Source organism: Terriglobales bacterium (genome assembly GCA_035624455.1).
In the GTDB taxonomy this organism is placed as follows: Bacteria; Acidobacteriota; Terriglobia; order Terriglobales; family Acidobacteriaceae; genus DASPRM01.
Genome location: DASPRM010000092.1, coordinates 35,088 through 55,260, shown reverse-complemented (window position 1 = coordinate 55,260; position 20,173 = coordinate 35,088). Strand labels below are relative to the sequence as shown.

At 57.6% G+C, this 20,173-nt stretch carries 16 protein-coding genes and 1 pseudogene; 12 read left to right on the top strand and 5 right to left on the bottom strand.

What is annotated here, in order from left to right; all coding sequences use genetic code 11:
• Window positions 1-208 precede the first annotated feature (208 nt).
• Together VEG30_09975 and VEG30_09970 are read right to left on the bottom strand one after the other, a co-directional pair.
• Entirely contained in the window at window positions 209-739 is a 531-nt protein-coding gene (locus tag VEG30_09975) for a hypothetical protein (GenBank protein ID HXZ80246.1), read from the bottom strand.
• Between the two features lie 146 nt (window positions 740-885).
• Entirely contained in the window at window positions 886-1,380 is a 495-nt protein-coding gene (locus tag VEG30_09970) for a DNA-binding protein (protein ID HXZ80245.1), read from the bottom strand.
• 173 nt (window positions 1,381-1,553) lie between these two features.
• Between VEG30_09970 and glk the strand changes: the two genes are divergently transcribed.
• The 9 genes from glk to VEG30_09925 all read left to right on the top strand — a co-directional run bounded on the left by glk (window position 1,554) and on the right by VEG30_09925 (window position 14,821).
• Window positions 1,554-2,600, top strand: coding sequence for a glucokinase (gene glk / locus VEG30_09965; GenBank protein ID HXZ80244.1), 1,047 nt, complete (start codon window positions 1,554-1,556; stop codon window positions 2,598-2,600).
• A gap of 21 nt (window positions 2,601-2,621) precedes the next feature.
• Window positions 2,622-5,030, top strand: coding sequence for a glycoside hydrolase family 15 protein (locus tag VEG30_09960; protein HXZ80243.1), 2,409 nt, complete (start codon window positions 2,622-2,624; stop codon window positions 5,028-5,030).
• Window positions 5,031-5,062: 32 nt separating this feature from the next.
• The gene (gene tkt / locus VEG30_09955) at window positions 5,063-7,147 is read left to right on the top strand and encodes a transketolase (GenBank protein HXZ80242.1); all 2,085 of its coding nucleotides are present in this window, start codon (window positions 5,063-5,065) and stop codon (window positions 7,145-7,147) included.
• A 186-nt stretch (window positions 7,148-7,333) separates the two neighbouring features.
• Window positions 7,334-10,219 carry a bifunctional transaldolase/phosoglucose isomerase gene (locus VEG30_09950; protein HXZ80241.1) on the top strand — a complete coding sequence of 962 codons (2,886 nt, stop codon included), beginning with the start codon at window positions 7,334-7,336 and terminating at the stop codon, window positions 10,217-10,219.
• A 125-nt stretch (window positions 10,220-10,344) separates the two neighbouring features.
• Complete coding sequence (gene zwf / locus VEG30_09945; protein ID HXZ80240.1) at window positions 10,345-11,904, top strand: glucose-6-phosphate dehydrogenase; 1,560 nt, start codon at window positions 10,345-10,347, stop codon at window positions 11,902-11,904.
• Window positions 11,901-12,779 (top strand): HAD family hydrolase, encoded by an 879-nt coding sequence (locus VEG30_09940; protein HXZ80239.1) that lies wholly within the window; start codon window positions 11,901-11,903, stop codon window positions 12,777-12,779. The genes zwf and VEG30_09940 overlap by 4 nt, the downstream gene beginning before the upstream one ends.
• Window positions 12,780-12,796: 17 nt before the next feature.
• Window positions 12,797-13,552, top strand: coding sequence for a 6-phosphogluconolactonase (pgl, locus tag VEG30_09935; GenBank protein ID HXZ80238.1), 756 nt, complete (start codon window positions 12,797-12,799; stop codon window positions 13,550-13,552).
• Between the two features lie 11 nt (window positions 13,553-13,563).
• Window positions 13,564-14,055 carry a gluconokinase gene (locus tag VEG30_09930; GenBank protein HXZ80237.1) on the top strand — a complete coding sequence of 164 codons (492 nt, stop codon included), beginning with the start codon at window positions 13,564-13,566 and terminating at the stop codon, window positions 14,053-14,055.
• A 61-nt stretch (window positions 14,056-14,116) separates the two neighbouring features.
• Window positions 14,117-14,821, top strand: a complete 705-nt coding sequence (locus tag VEG30_09925; protein ID HXZ80236.1) for a response regulator transcription factor — start codon at window positions 14,117-14,119, stop codon at window positions 14,819-14,821.
• Window positions 14,822-14,944: 123 nt separating this feature from the next.
• On the opposite strand, the gene VEG30_09920 is transcribed toward VEG30_09925, so the two are convergent.
• On the bottom strand, window positions 14,945-15,271 hold the full coding sequence (locus tag VEG30_09920; protein HXZ80235.1) for a redoxin domain-containing protein: 327 nt from the start codon (window positions 15,269-15,271) through the stop codon (window positions 14,945-14,947).
• Between the two features lie 36 nt (window positions 15,272-15,307).
• Window positions 15,308-15,481 (bottom strand): annotated as a pseudogene (locus VEG30_09915) (deiodinase-related protein).
• Between the two features lie 232 nt (window positions 15,482-15,713).
• On the opposite strand from VEG30_09915, the gene VEG30_09910 reads away from it, so the two are divergent.
• Both VEG30_09910 and VEG30_09905 read left to right on the top strand, forming a co-directional pair.
• Window positions 15,714-17,513, top strand: coding sequence for a long-chain fatty acid--CoA ligase (locus tag VEG30_09910; protein HXZ80234.1), 1,800 nt, complete (start codon window positions 15,714-15,716; stop codon window positions 17,511-17,513).
• A 183-nt stretch (window positions 17,514-17,696) separates the two neighbouring features.
• Entirely contained in the window at window positions 17,697-18,065 is a 369-nt protein-coding gene (locus tag VEG30_09905) for a hypothetical protein (GenBank protein HXZ80233.1), read from the top strand.
• Between the two features lie 153 nt (window positions 18,066-18,218).
• Here the strand turns inward: VEG30_09905 and VEG30_09900 are convergent, their stop codons facing one another.
• On the bottom strand, window positions 18,219-19,112 hold the full coding sequence (locus VEG30_09900; GenBank protein HXZ80232.1) for a DMT family transporter: 894 nt from the start codon (window positions 19,110-19,112) through the stop codon (window positions 18,219-18,221).
• Between the two features lie 198 nt (window positions 19,113-19,310).
• Here VEG30_09900 and VEG30_09895 point away from each other — a divergent pair, with 198 nt between their 5' ends.
• Window positions 19,311-20,084, top strand: a complete 774-nt coding sequence (locus VEG30_09895) for a thiazole synthase (protein ID HXZ80231.1) — start codon at window positions 19,311-19,313, stop codon at window positions 20,082-20,084.
• Window positions 20,085-20,173: the final 89 nt, after the last annotated feature.

The window sequence follows — 20,173 nt, the reverse complement described above, 5'->3', positions numbered from 1 at the left end:
GCGGCCCTAACGGTATGCCTGCGGACGGGGCGGAGTTGTCATGGGCTTGTTTGGGGTCTGTTAATTCCGAGGGCAGGCGCTCGCCGTCGTCGTGGAGAGCGTGACGGATTTTGCGAATCGCCAGACGGACTGGAGTCGGTTTATGAGATAGGCTCTACCAGAACTATGCCGCGCAGCTCTGTGCAGGTTGGCGTCAGAGTCGATCGACTCAGCGCTTCAGTTTCTCTATATCTTCGTTCGAATAGGTACGTACTGCGGGTTTCTTATGCTTTTTGGCAGCGGCAGCGATCTCGGCAAGACTTCGGCTCTCGTCTTTGGAGAACCTGGAATATGGCGAGTCGAACTGTGCGACGCCGAAATTGAAGCGTGACTGACCGGCGGCCTGAGCACTAATAGGAGCTTGAACTGGCGCCGACGGCGGCGCTTGCTCCGCCGTGAGTATGTTCTCGCTGCCCGGCTGCGCACTGGCAACCTGCCAGGCTGTTCCCCAGGATTGCAGGCCGGCGGGATATTCAATTTGAGATGACGAAGTGTTTACCACTCCTGGAGGGACCTCAACCGTCGCAGTTGAGACGTCGCCGAGATGCACCGAAGGGGTATACAGCAGCGGCGGTGAAATCGGGGCTCCGGGCACGGCCCAGCCCGAACTGGTGGCGAAACCTTGTGAGGTGACGGTCACTTGCGCATAAGTGATCGCGCTCAGGCCTACTAGACAAAACAACAGCCAACGATGGCGCATCGGGCACTCCTTCTTCCAACGATGCCGCGGACTGATCTTGCTCGCATCACCTGTATTAAGAATACCCGCAATTTCCACCCGTGGATTCGCTCCCGCAGAAAAAATCAATCTCAGCTAGCCAAACTACCTAGCCCAAGCGTGCCCAGTTAACGAGAGCGTGTGCTTGCCGTTCTCCGTGTTGACCTGCCGCTTCCCCGGCGTTGACGGGTACGGGCAGCCTTCTTGGCGGCGCGGCTGCGGGCAGTGCTTCCGCGTTTCCGGGCGGCGGTGTGCGCCTGCCGCGATAGCGAGCCGGGCGAGGCTGCCGATTTGCCTTCTCTCTTCAGTGCACCTCGGACTGCCCGTGAACGGGTGCTCGACGGCTTGCGCCGTGAAAAACTCTTTCCGCGACGATATGCGCGTTCAGCCTGCTTCCGGGTCTTAGCAGACGCCTTGCCCTTAGCAGGTGGTTTCAGGGTTACTCCCGCGCGGCGCGCCTTCGAGAGCCCGATGGCTATCGCCTGCTTGGTATTGCGTGCGCCGTGCTTCCCTTCCCGCACGTGATGCATTTCCTCGCGGACAAATTCGCCGGCCTGCGTGCTTGGCGACTTGCCTTCCCGCGCATCTTCCTGTGCTCTCTCAATGGTTTCTTTTTCCGGCATAAACATGCTCCTGCTTACGAGCTTAGAAATCAGTGCAACAAAAAACTATCGAGCACATGTGGTAATCGCATGCGTAGATTCCTGTAGGAATAAGGGGTTAGCCGCGCCTCGGTTGACACAGAAGTCACCGCACGAGTACGGTGTTGAATTCTTTGAGAGGTCGATTGCCTGTGATGGTACTGGCTGGCGATATCGGCGGAACCAAGGCGCACCTGGCGCTGTTTGCGCGCACCCCCACCGGATTGGATCTGATTCTGGATCGTTTGTTGCCTAGCGCCAACTTCCCTACCCTGGAAGCACTGATCACTACCTTTGTCGGGGCACGCGACGTTCCGGAAGCCATTTGCCTGGGAGTGCCCGGCCCCGTGGTCGATGGGGCGGCGCGCATCACGAATCTTCCCTGGTCCTTAAACGCAAATGTCCTGCGCGATCATCTCGGAGTACAGAAAGTATGGCTGCTTAATGACTTGGAAGCCACCGCGTGGGGTATCGGTGTGCTTCAGCCAAATGAGCTACAAACATTGAATGGAGGCGCACGCGGCACGGGCAACGCCGCTCTGATTGCCGCCGGCACCGGCCTGGGAGAGTCGATCCTCTTCTGGAATGGTCAACGCCACGTTCCCAGCCCTTCCGAAGGCGGGCATTGCGACTTTTCCCCGCGTGACCCTCTGGAAATCGACCTGCTGAACTATCTGATCGAAATTTATGGACACGTCAGCTGGGAACGAATCCTTTCCGGTCCAGGTTTATCGAATATTTATAAATTTCTGCGAGACTCGGGGCGCCAGAAAGAGGACCCGCGGGTAGCAGACAGAATGCGTTCCCAGGATCCCAACGCGGTCATCGCAGAACTCGGATTGCAAAGCAAAGATAAGCTGTCTTCCGACGCCCTGGATCTTTTTGTGTCGCTCTATGGTTCGGAGGCAGGAAATTTGGCCCTGAAGTCGATGGCTGTCGCCGGAGTCTATGTTGGTGGTGGTATTGCTCCCAAGATCGCGACGAAGTTTCTGGATGGCACTTTCATGCGGTCGTTTGTGGACAAGGGACGGCTTGGCAGCTTGCTGGAACGAATCCCGGTTCACGTGATTCTGAACCCGAGCACCGGGCTATATGGAGCAGCCCGATACACCTTGTTGGCGGCAGGTGATCAAAGCCTGCCGGTTATCACTCGTCACCCAGACGCGGATCTGGCGGAGAATCAGGCAAGCACCCTGGAGTGAGTACCGAGATCGGGAACCCAATTGAACAAAGAGCAAAACTCGTTCGCCCCCGGCGCTCCCGGAATCGAACCTCGCTGGACCCGTGGCGCCAAGGATGCGGTCGGAACGGCATACTCTACCTCCAGCCGTGTCTGGTACACCGTGGCCAGCGGCGCTCTTACCGAGGTTTATTACCCCACCATTGACCAGCCCCAGATTCGTGATATGCAGTTCATGATCACCGACGGTGAGAGCTTCTTTCACGATGAACGCCGCAGTCTGGATACCCAATTGGATTGCATTTCCGAATCCGCCCTGGGATTTGAAATCGTCAATACCGACCCTCAGAAGCGCTATTGCATCCGCAAGACGATCATCGGTGATCCGCACCAAAATTGCGTCCTGACTCATGCCCGCCTGAGCGCTGCTCCCGAACTTCTTTCTCGTCTCCAGCTTTTCGTGCTGTGCGCTCCTCATCTTCAGATTGGCGGCTGGCACAACAATGGCGAAGTGCTGGATATCAAAGGCAAGAAAATACTGGTCGCTTACAAAGACGGCGTATGGCTGGCGTTGGGAGGAACAAACTTTCCATTCCTGAAGTGTTCTTGCGGTTATGTCGGAAGAAGCGACGGCTGGACTGACCTCAACAACAACTACAAGATGGACTGGGAGTATTCCCAGGCTCTCGACGGCAATATAGCGCTCACCGCCCAGCTCGATCTCAGCCTCGGTACCGAGTTCACGCTGGGGCTGGCTTTCGGCCAATCCCGGCACGACGCCGTCACTTGCCTGGTGCAGTCCATCAGCATTCCGTTCGCCACCGCATACGAGCACTTCGTCGACCAGTGGCATCGCACGAGCCGACGCTTCAGCTTGGTTTCTAAGCTCTCTGATGGTGACTCCCACTATCGTGTTTTCTCCCGCAGCGTGAATCTGTTGCTGGCACACGAAGACAAGCTTTACCCCGGGGCCATGATTGCCTCTCTAAGCATTCCCTGGGGACAGGACAAGGGAGACGACGAACTGGGGGGTTACCATCTCGTGTGGACACGCGATATGGTCAACTTGGCCAGTGCCCTGCTCGCCGTTGGCGATGTCAACACCCCGCTTCGTGCCCTTATCTATCTGGCAGTCTCGCAGCGTGCGGACGGCGGTTTCTATCAGAACTTCTGGATCGACGGCAGGCCTTACTGGACAGGTGTGCAGCTCGATGAGGTGTCCTTTCCGATCCTTCTTGCCTGGCGGCTGAAGGAAGCCAAAGCCCTGGAGAATTTTGATCCCTATTTACTGGTACTGCGTGCTTGCGAATACCTGATCCGCAAGGGGCCAGCTACCAAGCAGGATCGCTGGGAGGAAGCGGGTGGCTACTCTCCTTACACGCTCGCGGTGAACATTACTGCCCTGATCTGCGCCGCGGACTTTATAGAAGAACACGGCGACTCCGCAACTGCCGAGTTCGTGCGTGAATACGCCGATTTTCTTGAGGCGCACGTAGAGCCCTGGACGGTGACCACGCAAGGCACACTGGTGCCCGGCATTTCTCGCCATTACATTCGCATTAACCCAGCCAGCAGCGGTGAGGGTTCAACCGGCGACGAAGATCCCAACACCGGCATCGTCACTCTCGCTAATCGTCCGCCTGGGACCCAAACTCGTTTCCCGGCTAGGGACATTGTTGATCCCGGTTTTCTGGAGCTGGTTCGGTTTGGCATACGGCGCGCAGACGACCCTCTCATCGTCGACTCTCTGCGGGTTTGCGATGCCATTCTGAAAGTTGAGACACCTCTGGGGCCCTCCTGGCATCGATACAATCATGATGGTTATGGCGACCGAGACGACGGTTCTTCGTTCTCCGGGTGGGGTGTCGGACGCCTTTGGCCGTTGCTGACCGGAGAGCGTGGGCATTACGAGATAGCTGCCGGACGCGACGCCGAACCCTATATCCATGCCATGGAAAACTTTTCCAATGGCATTGGACTGATTCCGGAACAGGTCTGGGACCAGCCAGATAACCCCAAACGGCGTCTGTTTCTCGGACGCCCCACAGGTGCTGCCATTCCCCTGATGTGGGCACACGCGGAATACATCAAGCTTCTACGCTCACAAGCGGAGGGGAGGGTTTTCGATTGCCTTCCTCTGATCCATGAACGCTACGCTGGCGGGAGTGGCCAGCGGAAATCCATAGAGGTCTGGAAGTTTAATCGCCAGGTGCGGTCGGTCCCCGCCGGAGGACGCCTACGAATTCTGGCGGCTTCGGAATTCATTCTTCATTGGACAAAGGACGAATGGGAAACCGCGAACGACACCCATTCGACGGCAACATCAATCGGAATCCATTTTGTGGACATCGCCATCTCATCTGGGCAGAAGTCTCCGGTTCGCTTCACCTTCCGCTGGGTTGAGGAGAACGCCTGGCAGGGTGCGGACTTCAAGGTGGAGATTCGCCCATAAGACAACCGTAAGCAGCGGAAAGGTGGAGACCTGTGGCACACCAAGTAGAAATTCCTGTCGCCCCCAGCCCTGAAGTAGATGCCAATTGGCCCGGCACCAATCTGACTCCGGCTCAACTGGATCTGCTCTGCATCAACACCATTCGCACCCTGTCGATGGATGGCGTGCAAAAAGCAAACAGCGGACACCCTGGCACCCCGATGGCCTTGGCGCCGGTGGCCTACGTACTGTGGGACCGCTTCCTGCGTCACAATCCACACAACCCGCACTGGCCCAATCGTGATCGCTTCGTGCTCTCCGCCGGCCACGCCTCCATGCTGCTCTACTCGATGCTTCACCTGACCGGATATGACCTGTCGCTCGATGAACTCAAACGTTTTCGGCAGTGGGGGTCGAAGACCCCGGGGCACCCCGAATATCACCTGGTTCCGGGAGCCGAAACCACGACCGGGCCCCTTGGCCAGGGAGTCGGAACCTCGGTAGGCATGGCCATCGCCGAGCGCTGGTTCGAGGCTCAATTCAATAAGCCCGGCCAAACGCTGATCGATTATCGCGTCTACGCGATCTGCAGCGATGGCGACCTGGAGGAGGGCATCTCTCACGAAGCGGCCTCGATTGCGGGACATCTGGCGCTTTCAAACCTGATTTGGATTTACGACAACAACCATATCTCCATTGAGGGCGACACCGCCTTAGCCTATAGCGACGATGTTGCCAATCGCTTCAACGGTTATCACTGGAATGTCATTCGCGTTCCCGATGCCAATGATCTTAGCCTCTTCGACACGGCTTTGCGCGCCGCTCAGCGGGAAGAGTCCCGTCCGACGTTGATCATCGTCAACAGCCACATCGGGTGGGGTTCTCCGCATAAGCAGGACACCAAGGAAGCTCACGGCGAGGCCCTGGGAGAGGACGAGGTTCGCCTCACCAAAGCGGTTTATGGCTGGCCGGTAGACGCCAAATTCCTGATTCCGGCGCAGGTCAGCGAACACATGCGCCAGGCGATCGATCGCGGCCAAAAGTTGGAGCAGGAGTGGAATGCGCAGCTGGCCCAGTATCGACGTACCTACTCTGACCTAGGCACCGAGTGGGACCGCATTCAGGCAGGAGAATTGCCTCCGGGATGGGAGAGCGACATCCCGAAGTTTCCCGCAGACGCCAAGGGCGTGGCGAGCCGCGACTCCTCTAACAAAGTTGAAAACGCGATTGCCAAGCATGTGCCCTGGCTGCTGGGCGGCTCCGCTGACCTGGCGCCTTCAACAAAAACCTTAATCTCCGGCGCTGAGTCGTTCGAAGTAGGAAGCTATGGTGGCCGGAATTTTCACTTTGGAATCCGTGAGCACGGGATGGGCGCAATCGTTAACGGTATGACCCTGTCCAAGCTGCGTGCTTTTGGTTCAACCTTTTTCATCTTCTCGGACTATATGCGACCCGCCGTGCGCCTGGCGGCGCTGATGGATATCCCGTCCATCTTTATTTATACTCACGACTCCATAGGCCTCGGTGAGGATGGACCAACGCACCAGCCCATTGAGCAACTGATGTCCCTGCGGGCGATGCCTCGCCTGATTCTGATTCGTCCTGCCGATGCCAACGAGGTCGCAGAGGCCTGGCGCGTGATCATGACCACCAAGGATCAGCCCATCGCACTCGTTCTTACCCGTCAGGCCATACCTACGTTCGATCGCGCGAAATATGCTTCCGCGGAGGGCTTGCGCAATGGCGCTTACATTCTGGCGGATTCCAAAGGCCAGCCTGAAGTGATCCTGATGTCGAGCGGCTCGGAGGTTCAGCTCTGTATCGGAGCCTATGAGCAATTGACGGCGGAAGGAATTCGCTGCCGGGTAGTAAGTTTCCCCTCCTGGCGTCTGTTCGAGAAGCAATCTGCGGAATACAAGGAAAGCGTTTTTCCGGCCGCGGTTCCTGCCCGCGTTGCGGTGGAGGCTGGCACCGCCTTGGGTTGGCGCGAATACATCGGGGATGAAGGACGCACCGTTACCCACAGCGATTTCGGTGCATCCGCTCCGATCAAGGATGTGATGAAAGGCTTCGGCTTTACTGTTGAACACGTGGTCGCCGAAGCCAAAGCTGCGCTGCAGACAGTAAAAAACGGTTAGCCGGGTTCCGCGGCAGGAGTTGGCATCGGCTGTCGATTCTATGACGCGACCTCCCTCACTAGCCAAAGGACGGCTAGAAACTGGGCACGATCAAAACCCAGAGATGCTTCGCTTCGCTCAGCATGACCCGGAACTGAACGTCGGTGTGGCTTAACCCGATACTGACAACGGTTTGCGAGGAGTCCTATGAACCCCAATCCACTGGTTCAACTCGGAGCCCTCGGGCAGAGCGTTTGGATGGATCAGATCCGTCGCGCGCTTCTGACCAGTGGTGAGTTGAAGAAAATGATTCGCGAAGATGACCTGCGCGGACTCACCTCCAACCCGACCATCTTCGAAAAAGCCATCAGCGGCAGCAATGACTATGCCGACAGCTTGCGCGCCCTGGCTCGAAAAGGCGCCAGTGTGACAGAGATCTATGACGCACTGGTCACCGAAGACATCGCAGGCGCGGCAGATTCCTTTCGCGGAGTTTACGACCGCCATAAGGGCAATGACGGCTATGTCAGCCTGGAAGTTTCGCCCCTGCTGGCGCACGACACAGCCCGTACTATCAAGGAAGCAAAGGCCCTGTTTACTCAACTCAATCGCCCTAACGTCATGATCAAGGTGCCGGGCACAGCGGAAGGACTGCCGGCCATCGAGGAGTTGATTGCTTCCGGGCTGAACATCAATGTAACCCTGATTTTTTCGGTTGAAGTCTACGAGCAGGTCACGGAAGCCTATATCAAGGGCCTGGAGAGGCGCGTAGCCGCGGCGCAGCCGATCAACAATATCGCCTCGGTAGCCAGCTTCTTCGTAAGCCGAATCGACACGGCGGTCGACAAGGAACTGGATAAGAGGCTTGCCCAGACGACAGATCAGGCCCTTAAGAACCGCATTTCCGCTCTTCACGGCCAGGCGGCGATAGCTAACGCCAAGCTGGCGTACGATTCGTTTAAACGCATTTTCAATTCGTCTCGATTTGCCACGCTCAAGGCCAGGGGTGCGCGAGTTCAGCGGCCGCTGTGGGCTTCCACCAGCACCAAGAATCCCAAGTATTCGGATGTGATGTACGTGGAGACGCTTATCGGTCCCGATACCGTGGACACTATGCCTCCGCAAACCATCGACGCCTACCGTGACCATGGAAAACCCACACTCACACTGGAAAAAGGCCTCGACGAAGCGCACAAAGTCTTCGCCGAACTCAAGGCTCTTGGGATTGACTTCAAGGCCGTTACCGACAAGCTCACGGTTGATGGTGTCAGGCTTTTCGCTGAATCCTATGAGCAGTTGCTGGAAGTGATTCGCGACCGGCGCGACGAGGTTGTCAGCGCCATACTGGAGCGCCACACTGCGGCGCTGGGCAAATATCAGTCCACAGTGGACGAAGCCCTCAAGGGGCTGGAAAAACAGGATTATGTTGCTCGCGCCTGGAAGAAAGACTCCACTGTCTGGAAGTCTGAACCCGAACATCAGAAGACCATCTCCAACGCTCTCGGCTGGCTTACCGTACCCCAGCTCGTCACGGAAGACTTGCCTGATCTGGCTGCTTTCGATGAGGAAGTCCGCGGAGCCGGATTTGAGGATGCAGTAGTTCTCGGCATGGGCGGCTCCAGCCTTTGTCCTGAGGTCCTCAGCCTCACATTCGGCAGGCGTAATGGCTCTCCGCGACTGCACGTGCTCGATTCCACGGTTCCTGCCGCCATTCTGCATCTCGAGCAGCAGATCAATCTGCAGAAGACGCTGTTCATCGTCTCCTCCAAGTCCGGCACCACGACCGAACCGCAAATGTTTTACCGGTACTTCTTCGATCGCGTGAAGCAGATTCGCGGAAAGAAGGCGGGAGAGAATTTCGTTGCCATCACCGATCCCGGAACCCAGCTGCAGCAGGAAGCTGAGCGCAACGGATTCCGGCGAGTTTTTCTCAACCCGGCGGACATCGGTGGGCGTTACTCTGCTCTCTCCTACTTCGGCATGGTCCCTCTGGCCGTAATGGGAGGGCCGTTTTCAGCTCTGCTGGGCCATGCTGTCGAAGCCATGCATGCGTGCTCTGCTGCTGTTCCTGCCAATGAGAATCCCGGCCTGCGCCTCGGCGCCGCTATCGGAGCTTTGGCGAACGCCGGGCGTAACAAGGTGACGTTTATCACTCCACCTCCGATCGACTCACTCGCCCTCTGGATCGAGCAGCTCATCGCCGAGAGTACGGGCAAGGAAGGCAAGGGCATCGTGCCGGTTGCCGGCGAGCCTTTAGGTCCTCCTGAGATTTACGGCGATGACCGCGTGTTCGTCTACATCCGCACAAAGTCGGTTACCTCACCTGACATCGAGCGCAAGCTGGAAGCGCTGCAAGCTGCCGGCCATCCCGTGCTTCGCCACATCCTCCTCGATTCGCAGGATCTGGGCCAGGAATTCTTCCTATGGGAATTTGCCACGCCGGTTGCCGGCAAGCTTTTGGGCATCGATCCTTTCGACCAGCCCAATGTGCAGGAGTCCAAGGACAACACCAGGCGCCTGCTGGCGGAATACTCCAAGAACGGCAAGCTCGCACAGCAGGAGCTGATTGTTACTGAGGGATCCATTCATGTGCTCAGTGATTCTGAAAATCGCTCCGCACTGGCCAACGGGAGTTCCTCGCTGTCGGACGCCATACAAGCGCACTTGGCGCGAGTCCGACCCGGGGACTACGTAGCGATCACCCAATACATCGACGAGCTGCCGCAGTACGACGATCTGCTGCAACAGATGCGAGTGCTGATTCGCAATCAGACTCACGCTGCCACTACCACTGGTTATGGCCCGCGTTTCTTGCACTCCACCAGCCAGCTCCACCAAGGCGGCCTGGATAGTGGCGTCTTCATCCAGATCACTTCCGAAGATGTCGAGGACGTCAAGATTCCCGGCGAGGTTTTCTCCTTCGGCATCCTGAAGCAGGCGCAGGCATTGGGTGATTTTGAGTCGCTGTCGCGTCGCCATCGCCGGGCGATTCGCATCGATCTTGGCCGCAATGTTGAAGTAGGTCTCAAACAGTTGCTCGCCGTCGTGCAGGGAACTGTTTCCCCTGCCCTGGAGACGGGTGTCCGGCGATAGGAGCTATCTATGTCAACCGTGACTGCAGATTTTGGCATGGTCGGACTCGCCGATCGCCCGCAGGCGGGATTCGTCCACACTGATTGGCTCACCTTACTAGGAGAGAAGAAAACGGGAGGACAAAAATGAGCACCCTGGTGCAGGCTGTTCCTCGGGAAAAACCGGCTGCTGTTTCCCTTCCCCCGGGCGAATCCTGTGTGCTGGTGATTTTCGGGGCCACCGGTGATCTGGCGCATCGCAAGCTGTTACCCGCGCTCTTCGACCTGGCCTGCCTCGGCTGCACCCATAACCAGTTTGAGATTCTGGGCATCGGACGCACTCCGTTAAGCACGGAGGAATTTCGCGCGCGCATGCGGCAGGCTGTCTCGTCCTCCAAGGAAGCGCGCGATTACAGCGATGCACGGTGGGGCGACTTCGAAAAACGAATTTCCTATTTTCGCGGTGATGCCAACGATCGTGCTTTTTATCCCCAGTTGGCCGCACATTTGAAGAAAATGGAAGAATCGGGTTCAAGCCCGAACACTCTCTTCTACATCTCTGTAGCTGCCTCGCTGGCTCCTCCAATTGTCGAGGGCCTGGGTTCGGTGAAGCTGGCGAAAAAGCAAAAAGGCTGGTCGCGCATCGTCCTGGAAAAACCTTTTGGCCACGATCTGGCCAGTGCCCAGCAACTCAACCAGATTGTTTCGAGTGTTTTTGACGAGCGCGATGTCTATCGCATCGATCACTATCTCGGCAAAGAAACGGTCCAGAACATTCTCGTGTTTCGCTTCGGCAATTCCATCTTCGAGCCCGTTTGGAATCGCAACTACGTCGACTACGTCGAGATCACGGCCGCTGAAACGCTCGGTGTCGAGAACCGAGCCGCCTTCTACGAAGAAACTGGGGCGTTGCGCGACATGGTTGCCAACCACATGCTTCAGCTGCTCACTCTGACGGCGATGGAACCACCCGTGGCTTTCGACGCAGACTCCGTCCGCGAGCAGAAAGTGGAGATTCTGCGCTCCATTCGCCCCATGAGCGTGGAAGAGGTCGCCAAGAGCACAGCCCGCGGGCAATACGGCGCGGGGAAGATCGACGGCAAGGCTGTGCCGGCGTATCGTGAAGAGCCCGGGGTCGGCAAAACGTCCAACACCGAGACCTATGCCGCAGTCCGCTTCGGTGTCGATAACTGGCGATGGGCCGGTGTTCCCTTTTACGTCCGGGCCGGAAAGCGTCTCGCCCGCCCCTTGACGGAGATCGAAGTTCATTTCAAGCGCACACCGCAGGCTTTATTTTCCCGTACTCCGGACGAACAGATCGAGCCCAATGTCATCAGTCTTCGAATCCAGCCCAACGAAGGTATCACCGCCAGCTTTGCGGCCAAGATCCCCGGAACGCAGATGCGAGCCGCCTCCGTGGGATTGGATTTCTCCTACAAGAATGCCTTTGCCGCGAATACGCCTGCCGCTTACGAGACCCTGCTGCTCGATGCCATGCGCGGTGATGCCACGCTCTTTACCCGCCGCGACGAGGTCGAGGCAGAGTGGAAGATCATCACTCCTATCGAAGAGGCCTGGGCGCAATTGCCCCCGCCAAAATTTCCCAATTACTCCGCCGGCAGCGATGGACCCGACGAAGCCAAGAATCTGATGGCCTCCGACCGTCACCGCTGGCGAACGATTCACATCACTGATCGCGATTTGTGAGCCAGAGCCAACAAATTCCGGAGTTGCAGCCACAAATTCGGCTGGTCGTCACGGATGTGGACGGCACCCTGCTCGACGAGCAGAAACAGCTCTCCCCACGTTCCATTCAAGCTGTATTCAAGGTACGAGAGGCTCGCATCCGGTTCTCCATAGTCAGCGCACGCCCGCCTCTGGCCGTGAAAATTCTGATTGATGAGTTGGGGATTGTGGATCCGGTGGCCTGCTTCAATGGCGGAATGATCGTCTCACCCCGGCTCGAGGTGCTCCGCCGAAGGCCGCTGAATCCGGACGATGCCCGCCTGGTGTGTGCCGTCATCCTCGAGCACAAGCTGGGGTTGTGGGCATATGCCGATCGCGACTGGTACGTTGGCGATCTCAAGGGAGAGCATGTCGCGTCACATAGCGAGCACACGGGACTCATACCGCAGCCCTTTACCAATGCCGTGCTGAACAGCGTTGACAAACTGGTAGGCGTAAGCGACGACTTCAATCTGATAACGCTCTGCGAGCGTGATCTGCGAACGCGCAGTGACACCCACATCTCCGCCACGCGTTCGGCAGACTTCTATCTTGACGTGACCCATTATGATGCCAACAAAGGCAATGCCATCCTGTCGCTTTCCAAGTTGCTGGGAATCGATACCGCCAATATCGCCACCCTGGGGGATATGCCCACAGATGTGCTTATGTTCCGGCGGAGCGGAATGAGCATTGCCATGGGCAATGCTTCACGCGAGGTGAAGTCAGCTGCCCAATTTGTCACGAATTCCAATCAAGAGGATGGATTCGCCCTGGCCATGGAGCGCTTTATCCTGCCTGCTGCGCCGCGAAGCGCAGAAGAGAATACGCCTTCCATTGCGCCCAGCGGATCCTGATGCTTAGGAGCACACTCATGAGTAAGCCCAACGTGGTGATTTGCGACAATAACGCAGCATTGAACCAGGAAGCCGCTCGGCGGTTTGCCGCCTTATCGACCGAGGCCATCGCTGCACGCGGGAGATTCCTGGTGTCGTTGTCTGGCGGGTCAACTCCCAAGGCCTTGTATCAGTTGCTGGCCACGCCGGAATGGCGCAACAACATCAATTGGTCCAAAACGCATCTTTGTTGGGGAGATGAGCGCTTCGTTCCGCAGGACAATCCGCAAAGCAATTACCGCATGACGAACGAAGCCCTCCTATCCAAGATCCCGATACCGTCAGGGAACGTCCATGCAGTTCCCACACAACTGGGCAAAGCGGAGGAAGCCGCCGCGGCTTACGAAAAGACCATCCGCCAGGTATGTGGCGCGAAGGAAGGTGAAACACCGCGTTTTGACCTTATCCTGCTTGGCTTGGGAGAAAATGGTCACACCGCCTCGCTGTTTCCGCATTCTCCGTTGCTTCATGAGATGAACCGCCTGGTAGCTGCGGATTTTGTTCAGGAAGTTAACCTCTATCGAATCACCATGACCGTTCCGCTTATCAACCACGCTCGTTGTGGCATTTTTCTGGTATCCGGTTCCGGCAAAGCTGCGGTGCTGAAGGAAGTGCTCACTGGACCGAACCAGCCCGAAGAGCTCCCTGCGCAGCTCATCAAGCTCGATCAAGGCATGCTGATTTGGTTAGTAGATAAGCCAGCCGCGAACCTGCTGCCGGCGGCGGTGGCGTAGCCACCCATCGGATGATCATCCTCCTGATGGGTGTGTCGGGATCCGGCAAGACTACAGTCGGCGAAACGCTGGCACAACAACTCGGCTGGAAATTCGCCGACGCCGATGACTACCATCCTGCCGCCAATATCGCCAAGATGTCAGCTGGAATTCCACTCACGGACGAGGATCGCGCTCCCTGGCTCGAGTCCCTTCGACGGGCAATCGCTGCCTGGCTTGGGGCCAAAGAAAATACCGTTCTCGCCTGCTCGGCTCTTAAGCGGTCTTATCGGGAGGTGCTGATGATCAACCCGGAGGTCCGGCTGGTCTATCTCCGCGGATCGTTCAGCCTGATCGAGGAGCGCATGCGTGAGCGGCATGGACACTACATGAAGCCGGGAATGCTCGAGAGCCAGTTCGAGGCTCTGGAAGAGCCCCTGGAGCCTGAGCACGCCATCGCGATCGATGTGAACGATACGGTCCCCGACATTGTTGCCAAGATTCGTTCCCGCCTTGGCCTGTAACTGCGCATGCCTGCCAAGCTCTCATATCCGAGATTGATGTCCTCGGGTAGAATTTTGCCGTTTGAATCCCAGCCCTGATCATCGGCGCATCCTGGTAGTCGACGACGAGCCCCAGATCACGCGCGTGCTGCGTACGACTCTGGGCGCCCAAGGCTACGACATCCGCACCGCCAACGACGGCGAACAGGCACTCGAGGTGCTCCGCGACTGGACGCCCCATCTGGTAATCACTGACCTCGCCATGCCGAATCTGGACGGTATCGCTTTGTGCCGGAAGATTCGCGAGAAGTCACAGCTGCCCATCATCGTTCTCTCGGTGCGAGGACAGGAGCGCAACAAGGTGGAAGCGCTGGATGCCGGCGCAGACGATTACGTTACCAAGCCTTTCAGTATGAAAGAGCTGGTGGCGCGGGTACGAGCCCATCTTCGGCGCACGCCCGCTCCAGAGACGGCCGCACCGCAAGTCATCGAGGTGGGCGACTTTCACATCGACCTGGCCGCCCATGAGGTCATCGTCGGCGGACAACCGGTGCGCCTTACACCCAAGGAATTTGATTTGCTCGTCTACCTGGCCCAGCACCCGGGGAAGGTCATTACACATCGCGCATTGTTAAGTGCTATTTGGGGAGCCAACAGCGTCGAGCAACCCGAGTATCTCCGCGTTTTTGTCGGCCAACTGCGGAAAAAGATTGAGCCTGAGGCCAGCTCTCCCCGCTACATCCTTACCGAACCCTGGGTCGGATACCGTTTCGAACCTGGCGAGTGAAGTTTCAGCACGTGTGCGGAGCCACCCAAAAGGTAGCCTCGCCCTCTGGATGTCATCTTGAGCGAGGACGAGGTTTACAAATCCTCGTCCGAGTCGAAAGATCTCGCGTTTTCCTTGAGCTTCCTACGTCTTCTTCCTGCGCTCGCACTCGGTCACAATCTTGCTGGGATCTACAGCCTCCTTGTCCACCTGCATCTCCACGACCTTGCCTTGTTTGTCGATGAGAAACGTGGCTCGCCTGGCGGACTCCAGCCTTACTCCCTTAACCTCCAGGGGCTTCAGCAGGCCATATTCACGCGTAACCGCGCCGGAGACATCTCCCAGCAGGGGAAACGTTAAGCCATTCTGTTGTGCCCAAGCCTGATTGGCGAAAGGACTGTCGATGCTCACACCCAGGACCTGGGTGTCGGCCGCCTCCAGCTTTTGCAGATTCTGCTGGAAGGCCTTCATCTCCTGGGTTCAACCGCCGGTGAACGCGAACACATAAAATGCCAGGGCGACATTCTTCTTCCCGCGGAAATCGTGCAGCGAAACCGGGGTCAGATCTTTGCCATCAAACGTCAGCAGGGTGAAATCCGGCGCCGTGTCTCCCACCTTGATCTTTGGGGCTGCCGGCTCTGGTTTGGCTTGGCCATTGGCTTTCCCTACAGACAGCAGCATGCATGCCAGCACCAGCCCCAGGCATGCCAACTTGACTCCCTGGCGAATTCTCATGGGCATCCTCTCTCCTTCCGCTAATCCACTGCTCAGCGCAGCGTACATTCTAATTCGGGAATGCTATCGTCGTTGGTTCCTAGTAATGGAATCTGAATCGTCTGGAAGAATAAAATACATGCGGAGGTCAGGAGGACACCCAGGCGGAATCTCGTCGGCCGGGATTCCACGCTTTGCCATGAGCTTGCGCACAGTCAACGACGTTTTCCGCGCCCCGGTCACTCGAAACAGCGATCAGGTCATGCTTTTCAAGCAGACTGTCAAATGGATTCCCATCTCCTCCCGCGAGCTCTACCGCGACGTGGTGGGTACCGCGCGGGCGCTTATGCAATGGGGTATCGCCAAGGGTGATCGAGTCGCCATACTCAGTGAAAACCGGCCGGAATGGGCGGTGGCAGATTTTGCCACCATGGCTATTGGCGCCGTGGTCGTTCCACTCTATCCGACGCTCACCGGCGAACAAATCGCCTTCCTGCTCAACGATTCCGGCACGCGCGTCATCTTTGTTTCTACTACCGAACAGCTTCAGAAGATCAAATCCATCAAAGATCAGACTCATCTCGAGCACATCGTAGTGATGGATTACGTTGGCGTGACCGATGCCATACCCATGCACCGCCTCATGCACGGCGGCCCCACTTCCGCGGATAGCGCCTTCGATGCAACCGCGCAGGCCATAGGACCTGATGACCTTGCCACTATCATGTACACCTCCGGGACCACCGGTATCTCCAAGGGAGTCATGCTCACACACGGCAATCTTGCTTCCAACGTGGAAGCGGAAGTTCACCAGTGGCGAAGCTGGTTTGGTCCCGGCGAAGTGCATGTTTCCTTCCTGCCCCTGTCGCACGTGACTGCCCGCCATGTGGACTACGTGCACTTCTACATGGGTACGACCATTGCTTATTGCCCGCGTATCGAGAAATTGGTGGAGGTGGTCAACGAGGTTCGGCCCACCACTATGGTGTGCGTGCCCCGCGTATACGAAAAGGTCCGGACGCAGGTGGAAACCAAGGCTCACTCCGGCATTAAGCGGCTTGTTTACCACTGGGCGATGGCCGTTGGCCGCCAGCATCGCAACGAAATCGTTACTGGCAAAACGCCCTCAAGCCTGACCTGGAAGATTGCTAACCGTCTGCTTTACAGCAAAGTGCTGGCAGGCCTGGGAGGACGGGTGCGCTCATTCATCTCCGGGGGCGCGCCTCTGGGACGCGAACTGGCGGAGTGGTATGCGGATATTGGCGTCCGCATCAATGAAGGCTACGGGCTTACGGAAACCTCGCCTGTGATCGCCGTCAATACCCCTTCCGTCTACAAGCTGGGGACGGTTGGAAGACCGATGTCCAACGTCGAAGTTCGCATTGCCGAGGACGGCGAGATCCTGGTTAAGGGTCCCTCCATTTTTCGCAGTTACTGGAATCGTCCTGAGGAAACTCAGAACGCCTTCGTCGATGGCTGGTTCAAGACTGGCGATGTCGGTCACATCGATTCCGACGGATTTCTGTGTGTCACCGACCGCAAGAAAGACCTGATCAAGACCTCCGGAGGCAAGTTCATCGCCCCCCAGCCGATCGAAGGCCTTCTTAAGAGCTATCCCTTTGTAGCCGAAGCCTCCATCGTGGGTGACCGGCGCAAGTTCCCGGCGGTGATCATCGCCCCTGCGTTTGATGTCCTGGAAGAATGGGCCCGCAACAGCAACCTTCAGTACCAGTCTCGGCAGCAGCTGGTGGAGCTGCAGCAGACAAGGGGCCTCTACGAGAACATGCTGAGAGAGGTCAATGCCAAGCTGGCACAATTCGAGAAGATCAAGAAGTTCCTCTTAATCTCTGACGACTTCACCATCGCCAACGGTATTCTGACCCCCACCATGAAGCTGCGGCGGCGGGTTCTGGAGGAGCGCTACCACGACCAGATCGAGAATCTCTACAAGGAGGCCGCGCCCGACCCCGAAGCCGCACCCGTCTCGGGCGGCAGGTGATCTGCACTTCTCCCAATTTCGAATTCCCGCCTGAGTAGAAGTCGCCTGTTCGTCTTGCAAATGTCATCTGACCGGCATCGCGATTGCTGAGAGCCGCTTTTTGCACCGAACGGAAGCGCTGTTTATCTTCCTGAGTGACTGCAATCACACCTTGGTGCTCACCCATGCACCGATCATCGGCCCATGAAGAAGTACATCGTGATGCTGTTCTTCCTGGCGTCAACCTGCTCCCCCCAAGACCTGCCGGGCGAACATTCATTCTTCGACGCCAAAAATATTTCTTTGTTCGCTGCCGTAGCCGGGTCCAGGCTGCTCGACGTGCATTCCACCTCGCGTTGCCTTAAAGCCAGATACTACGAGACGCAGCTACCGCCATCGCTGGTTTCCAACAAACCAGCCTTCATTGGCTACAGCTTTGCTCTGGCGGGATTAAACATGCAGGCAGCGTACATCCTGCACAAGACCCATCATCACAAGCTGGAACGAGCGATTTCTGTCGCCCACTTTGGAGCGGTCGCAGCCACCGCTGGCCGCAACTATTCCATTCCCTAGGAGGCTGCGGAAGAAGCCCCTTTGCGAGGAATGAATTTCCGTCAGGGGGCTGAAGCCCGGTTGATTTTGCAATCCCTACGGACGGCCCGAACGCCTTCCCTTTTAAAACCATTCGCGAGAAGCGAGTTTTTCCGCAACCTGCCAGGCGCGCTATTAGTCCCCTTCCGCCACGACGGCCGGTTCGAACCTCGGTTTCGCGCCAGTGTTTACCAGCAGCACTCCAGCGAGGGCGAGCGCCCCACCCATAAGCGAAAGCAGATGCGGCACCTCGCGCAGCCAGATCCAGGCAATGAAGATCGAGAACACTGGAATGGTGTAGAGGAAGCTGGCGGCATTGGAAGCGGAAATACGTGACAAGGCATATCCCCAACCGAGGTATGCGATGCCGGCGGGAAAGACACCGATGTAGATGGCGGCCACCGTGGCGCTCAAGGGAGCATGCATAACTTGCTGCACCAGGCCGCCGGCAAACGGCAACAAAAAAATGGTCCCTGCCCAGACCAGATGGCAGGAAAATTCGGCCGCCGAGTAGCGAATCAGATAATTCTTTTGCAGGATCACCGAGATCCCGGTCGCCAGCGCCGCTGACAGGACAAGCCATGCTCCCGGGCTGAAGCGCAGACCTCCGCCTTCACCCAGGGCAATCAGCCCCACCCCGCCAAACGCAAGCATGATCCCGATCCAACCGCGCGCATGCAGCCGGTCTCTGGTGAAGATGTGTGCGATCAACACCGCCCAGATAGGGGCAGAAGCCACCAGCATGCTTGATGCACCTGCACTGACCGTCTGTTCCCCCTTGTTGAGCGCGAGGTGATACCAGGTGATGCTGATAATCCCGGTGAGCAGAAGAAAAGGGATATCACTGCATTTTGGCAGCGGCGTGCGCGCCAAGAGGGCATAAACAGCCATGGTCACCGAGGCGACCAGAAAGCGCAGCACCGCTAAGTGGGTCGGCGAATATCCCAGCAGACCAGCGCGGATTCCAGCGAAGCCCGATGCCCACAGCACCATCGGACCGATCAGGGCTATGTAGAAGCGAAGCTTCATCGGCTCTGTCGAACACAATGTTCGATTCTAACAACGACCATGCAGGATTCCCGATCACCTCGCTGGCTGGCGGACCTTCTTTGGGGGAGTTATAAGATCCGAGGTGCAGCATCAAGAATCTGGTTGACTCACCTCTCACTCCCGCATGGGTTCGCTCATCACATCGTGACTCGTCATCCTTCGCTAGAATAGAGAATCATGACTGATCCCCTGATTATTGCTGGCCGCGAATTCCGCTCTCGCCTGATCGTTGGCACAGGCAAGTACAAATCCGGACCCGAGACCGCGCGCGCTATCGAGGCCAGTGGCGCTGAGATGGTGACGGTGGCCGTCCGCCGCGTCAATCTGGATCGCAGCAAAGAATCTCTGCTCGACTTTATCGACCCGCAAAAAATCTTCCTGTTGCCTAACACTGCCGCCTGCTATACGGCGGATGAGGCCGTCCGTACGGCGCGGCTTGGCCGCGAGGTTGGTCTCTCCGATTGGGTGAAGGTCGAGGTCATTGGCGACCAGAAGACCCTCTATCCGGATGTGCAGGCAACGCTCGAAGCCACCAGAATTCTGGTGAAGGAAGGCTTTACGGTTTTGCCTTATACCAATGAAGACATAGTGGTTGCCAAGCGACTCCTCGATGCGGGAGCGGCCGCCATCATGCCGCTGGGTGCGCCGATAGGCAGCGGACTCGGTATTCAGAACCAGGCTGCCATACGCATCTTGCGGGAGATGCTGGAAGGCGTGCCACTCATCGTGGATGCCGGAGTGGGCACGGCTTCCGATGCGACGATTGCGATGGAATTGGGTGCAGATGGCGTGCTCATGAACACCGGCATCGCCCACGCCGAGGATCCCGCGCTCATGGCTGAAGCCATGAAACATGCAGTGATTGCCGGACGGCAAGCCTACCTGGCGGGCCGCATGCCTAAGAAGCTCTATGCCACCGCCAGTTCGCCACTAGAAGGCGTAGTGAAATAGCAAGCCACGGATTTGACGGATGCACACGGACCGGGATCGCGAGAGAGATCCCGTGTGCATCGAGCCTATCTGTGGCCGAAGCTTATTAC

Coding starts and splice junctions, on each gene's coding strand:
- VEG30_09975 (HXZ80246.1), bottom strand. CDS start 739: ATGCGCCATCGTTGGCTGTTGTTTTGTCTAGTAGGCCTGAGCGCGATC.
- VEG30_09970 (HXZ80245.1), bottom strand. CDS start 1,380: ATGCCGGAAAAAGAAACCATTGAGAGAGCACAGGAAGATGCGCGGGAA.
- glk (HXZ80244.1), top strand. CDS start 1,554: ATGGTACTGGCTGGCGATATCGGCGGAACCAAGGCGCACCTGGCGCTG.
- VEG30_09895 (HXZ80231.1), top strand. CDS start 19,311: ATGACTGATCCCCTGATTATTGCTGGCCGCGAATTCCGCTCTCGCCTG.
- VEG30_09905 (HXZ80233.1), top strand. CDS start 17,697: ATGAAGAAGTACATCGTGATGCTGTTCTTCCTGGCGTCAACCTGCTCC.
- zwf (HXZ80240.1), top strand. CDS start 10,345: ATGAGCACCCTGGTGCAGGCTGTTCCTCGGGAAAAACCGGCTGCTGTT.
- VEG30_09930 (HXZ80237.1), top strand. CDS start 13,564: ATGATCATCCTCCTGATGGGTGTGTCGGGATCCGGCAAGACTACAGTC.
- VEG30_09920 (HXZ80235.1), bottom strand. CDS start 15,271: ATGAAGGCCTTCCAGCAGAATCTGCAAAAGCTGGAGGCGGCCGACACC.
- VEG30_09950 (HXZ80241.1), top strand. CDS start 7,334: ATGAACCCCAATCCACTGGTTCAACTCGGAGCCCTCGGGCAGAGCGTT.
- VEG30_09910 (HXZ80234.1), top strand. CDS start 15,714: ATGAGCTTGCGCACAGTCAACGACGTTTTCCGCGCCCCGGTCACTCGA.
- VEG30_09900 (HXZ80232.1), bottom strand. CDS start 19,112: ATGAAGCTTCGCTTCTACATAGCCCTGATCGGTCCGATGGTGCTGTGG.
- pgl (HXZ80238.1), top strand. CDS start 12,797: ATGAGTAAGCCCAACGTGGTGATTTGCGACAATAACGCAGCATTGAAC.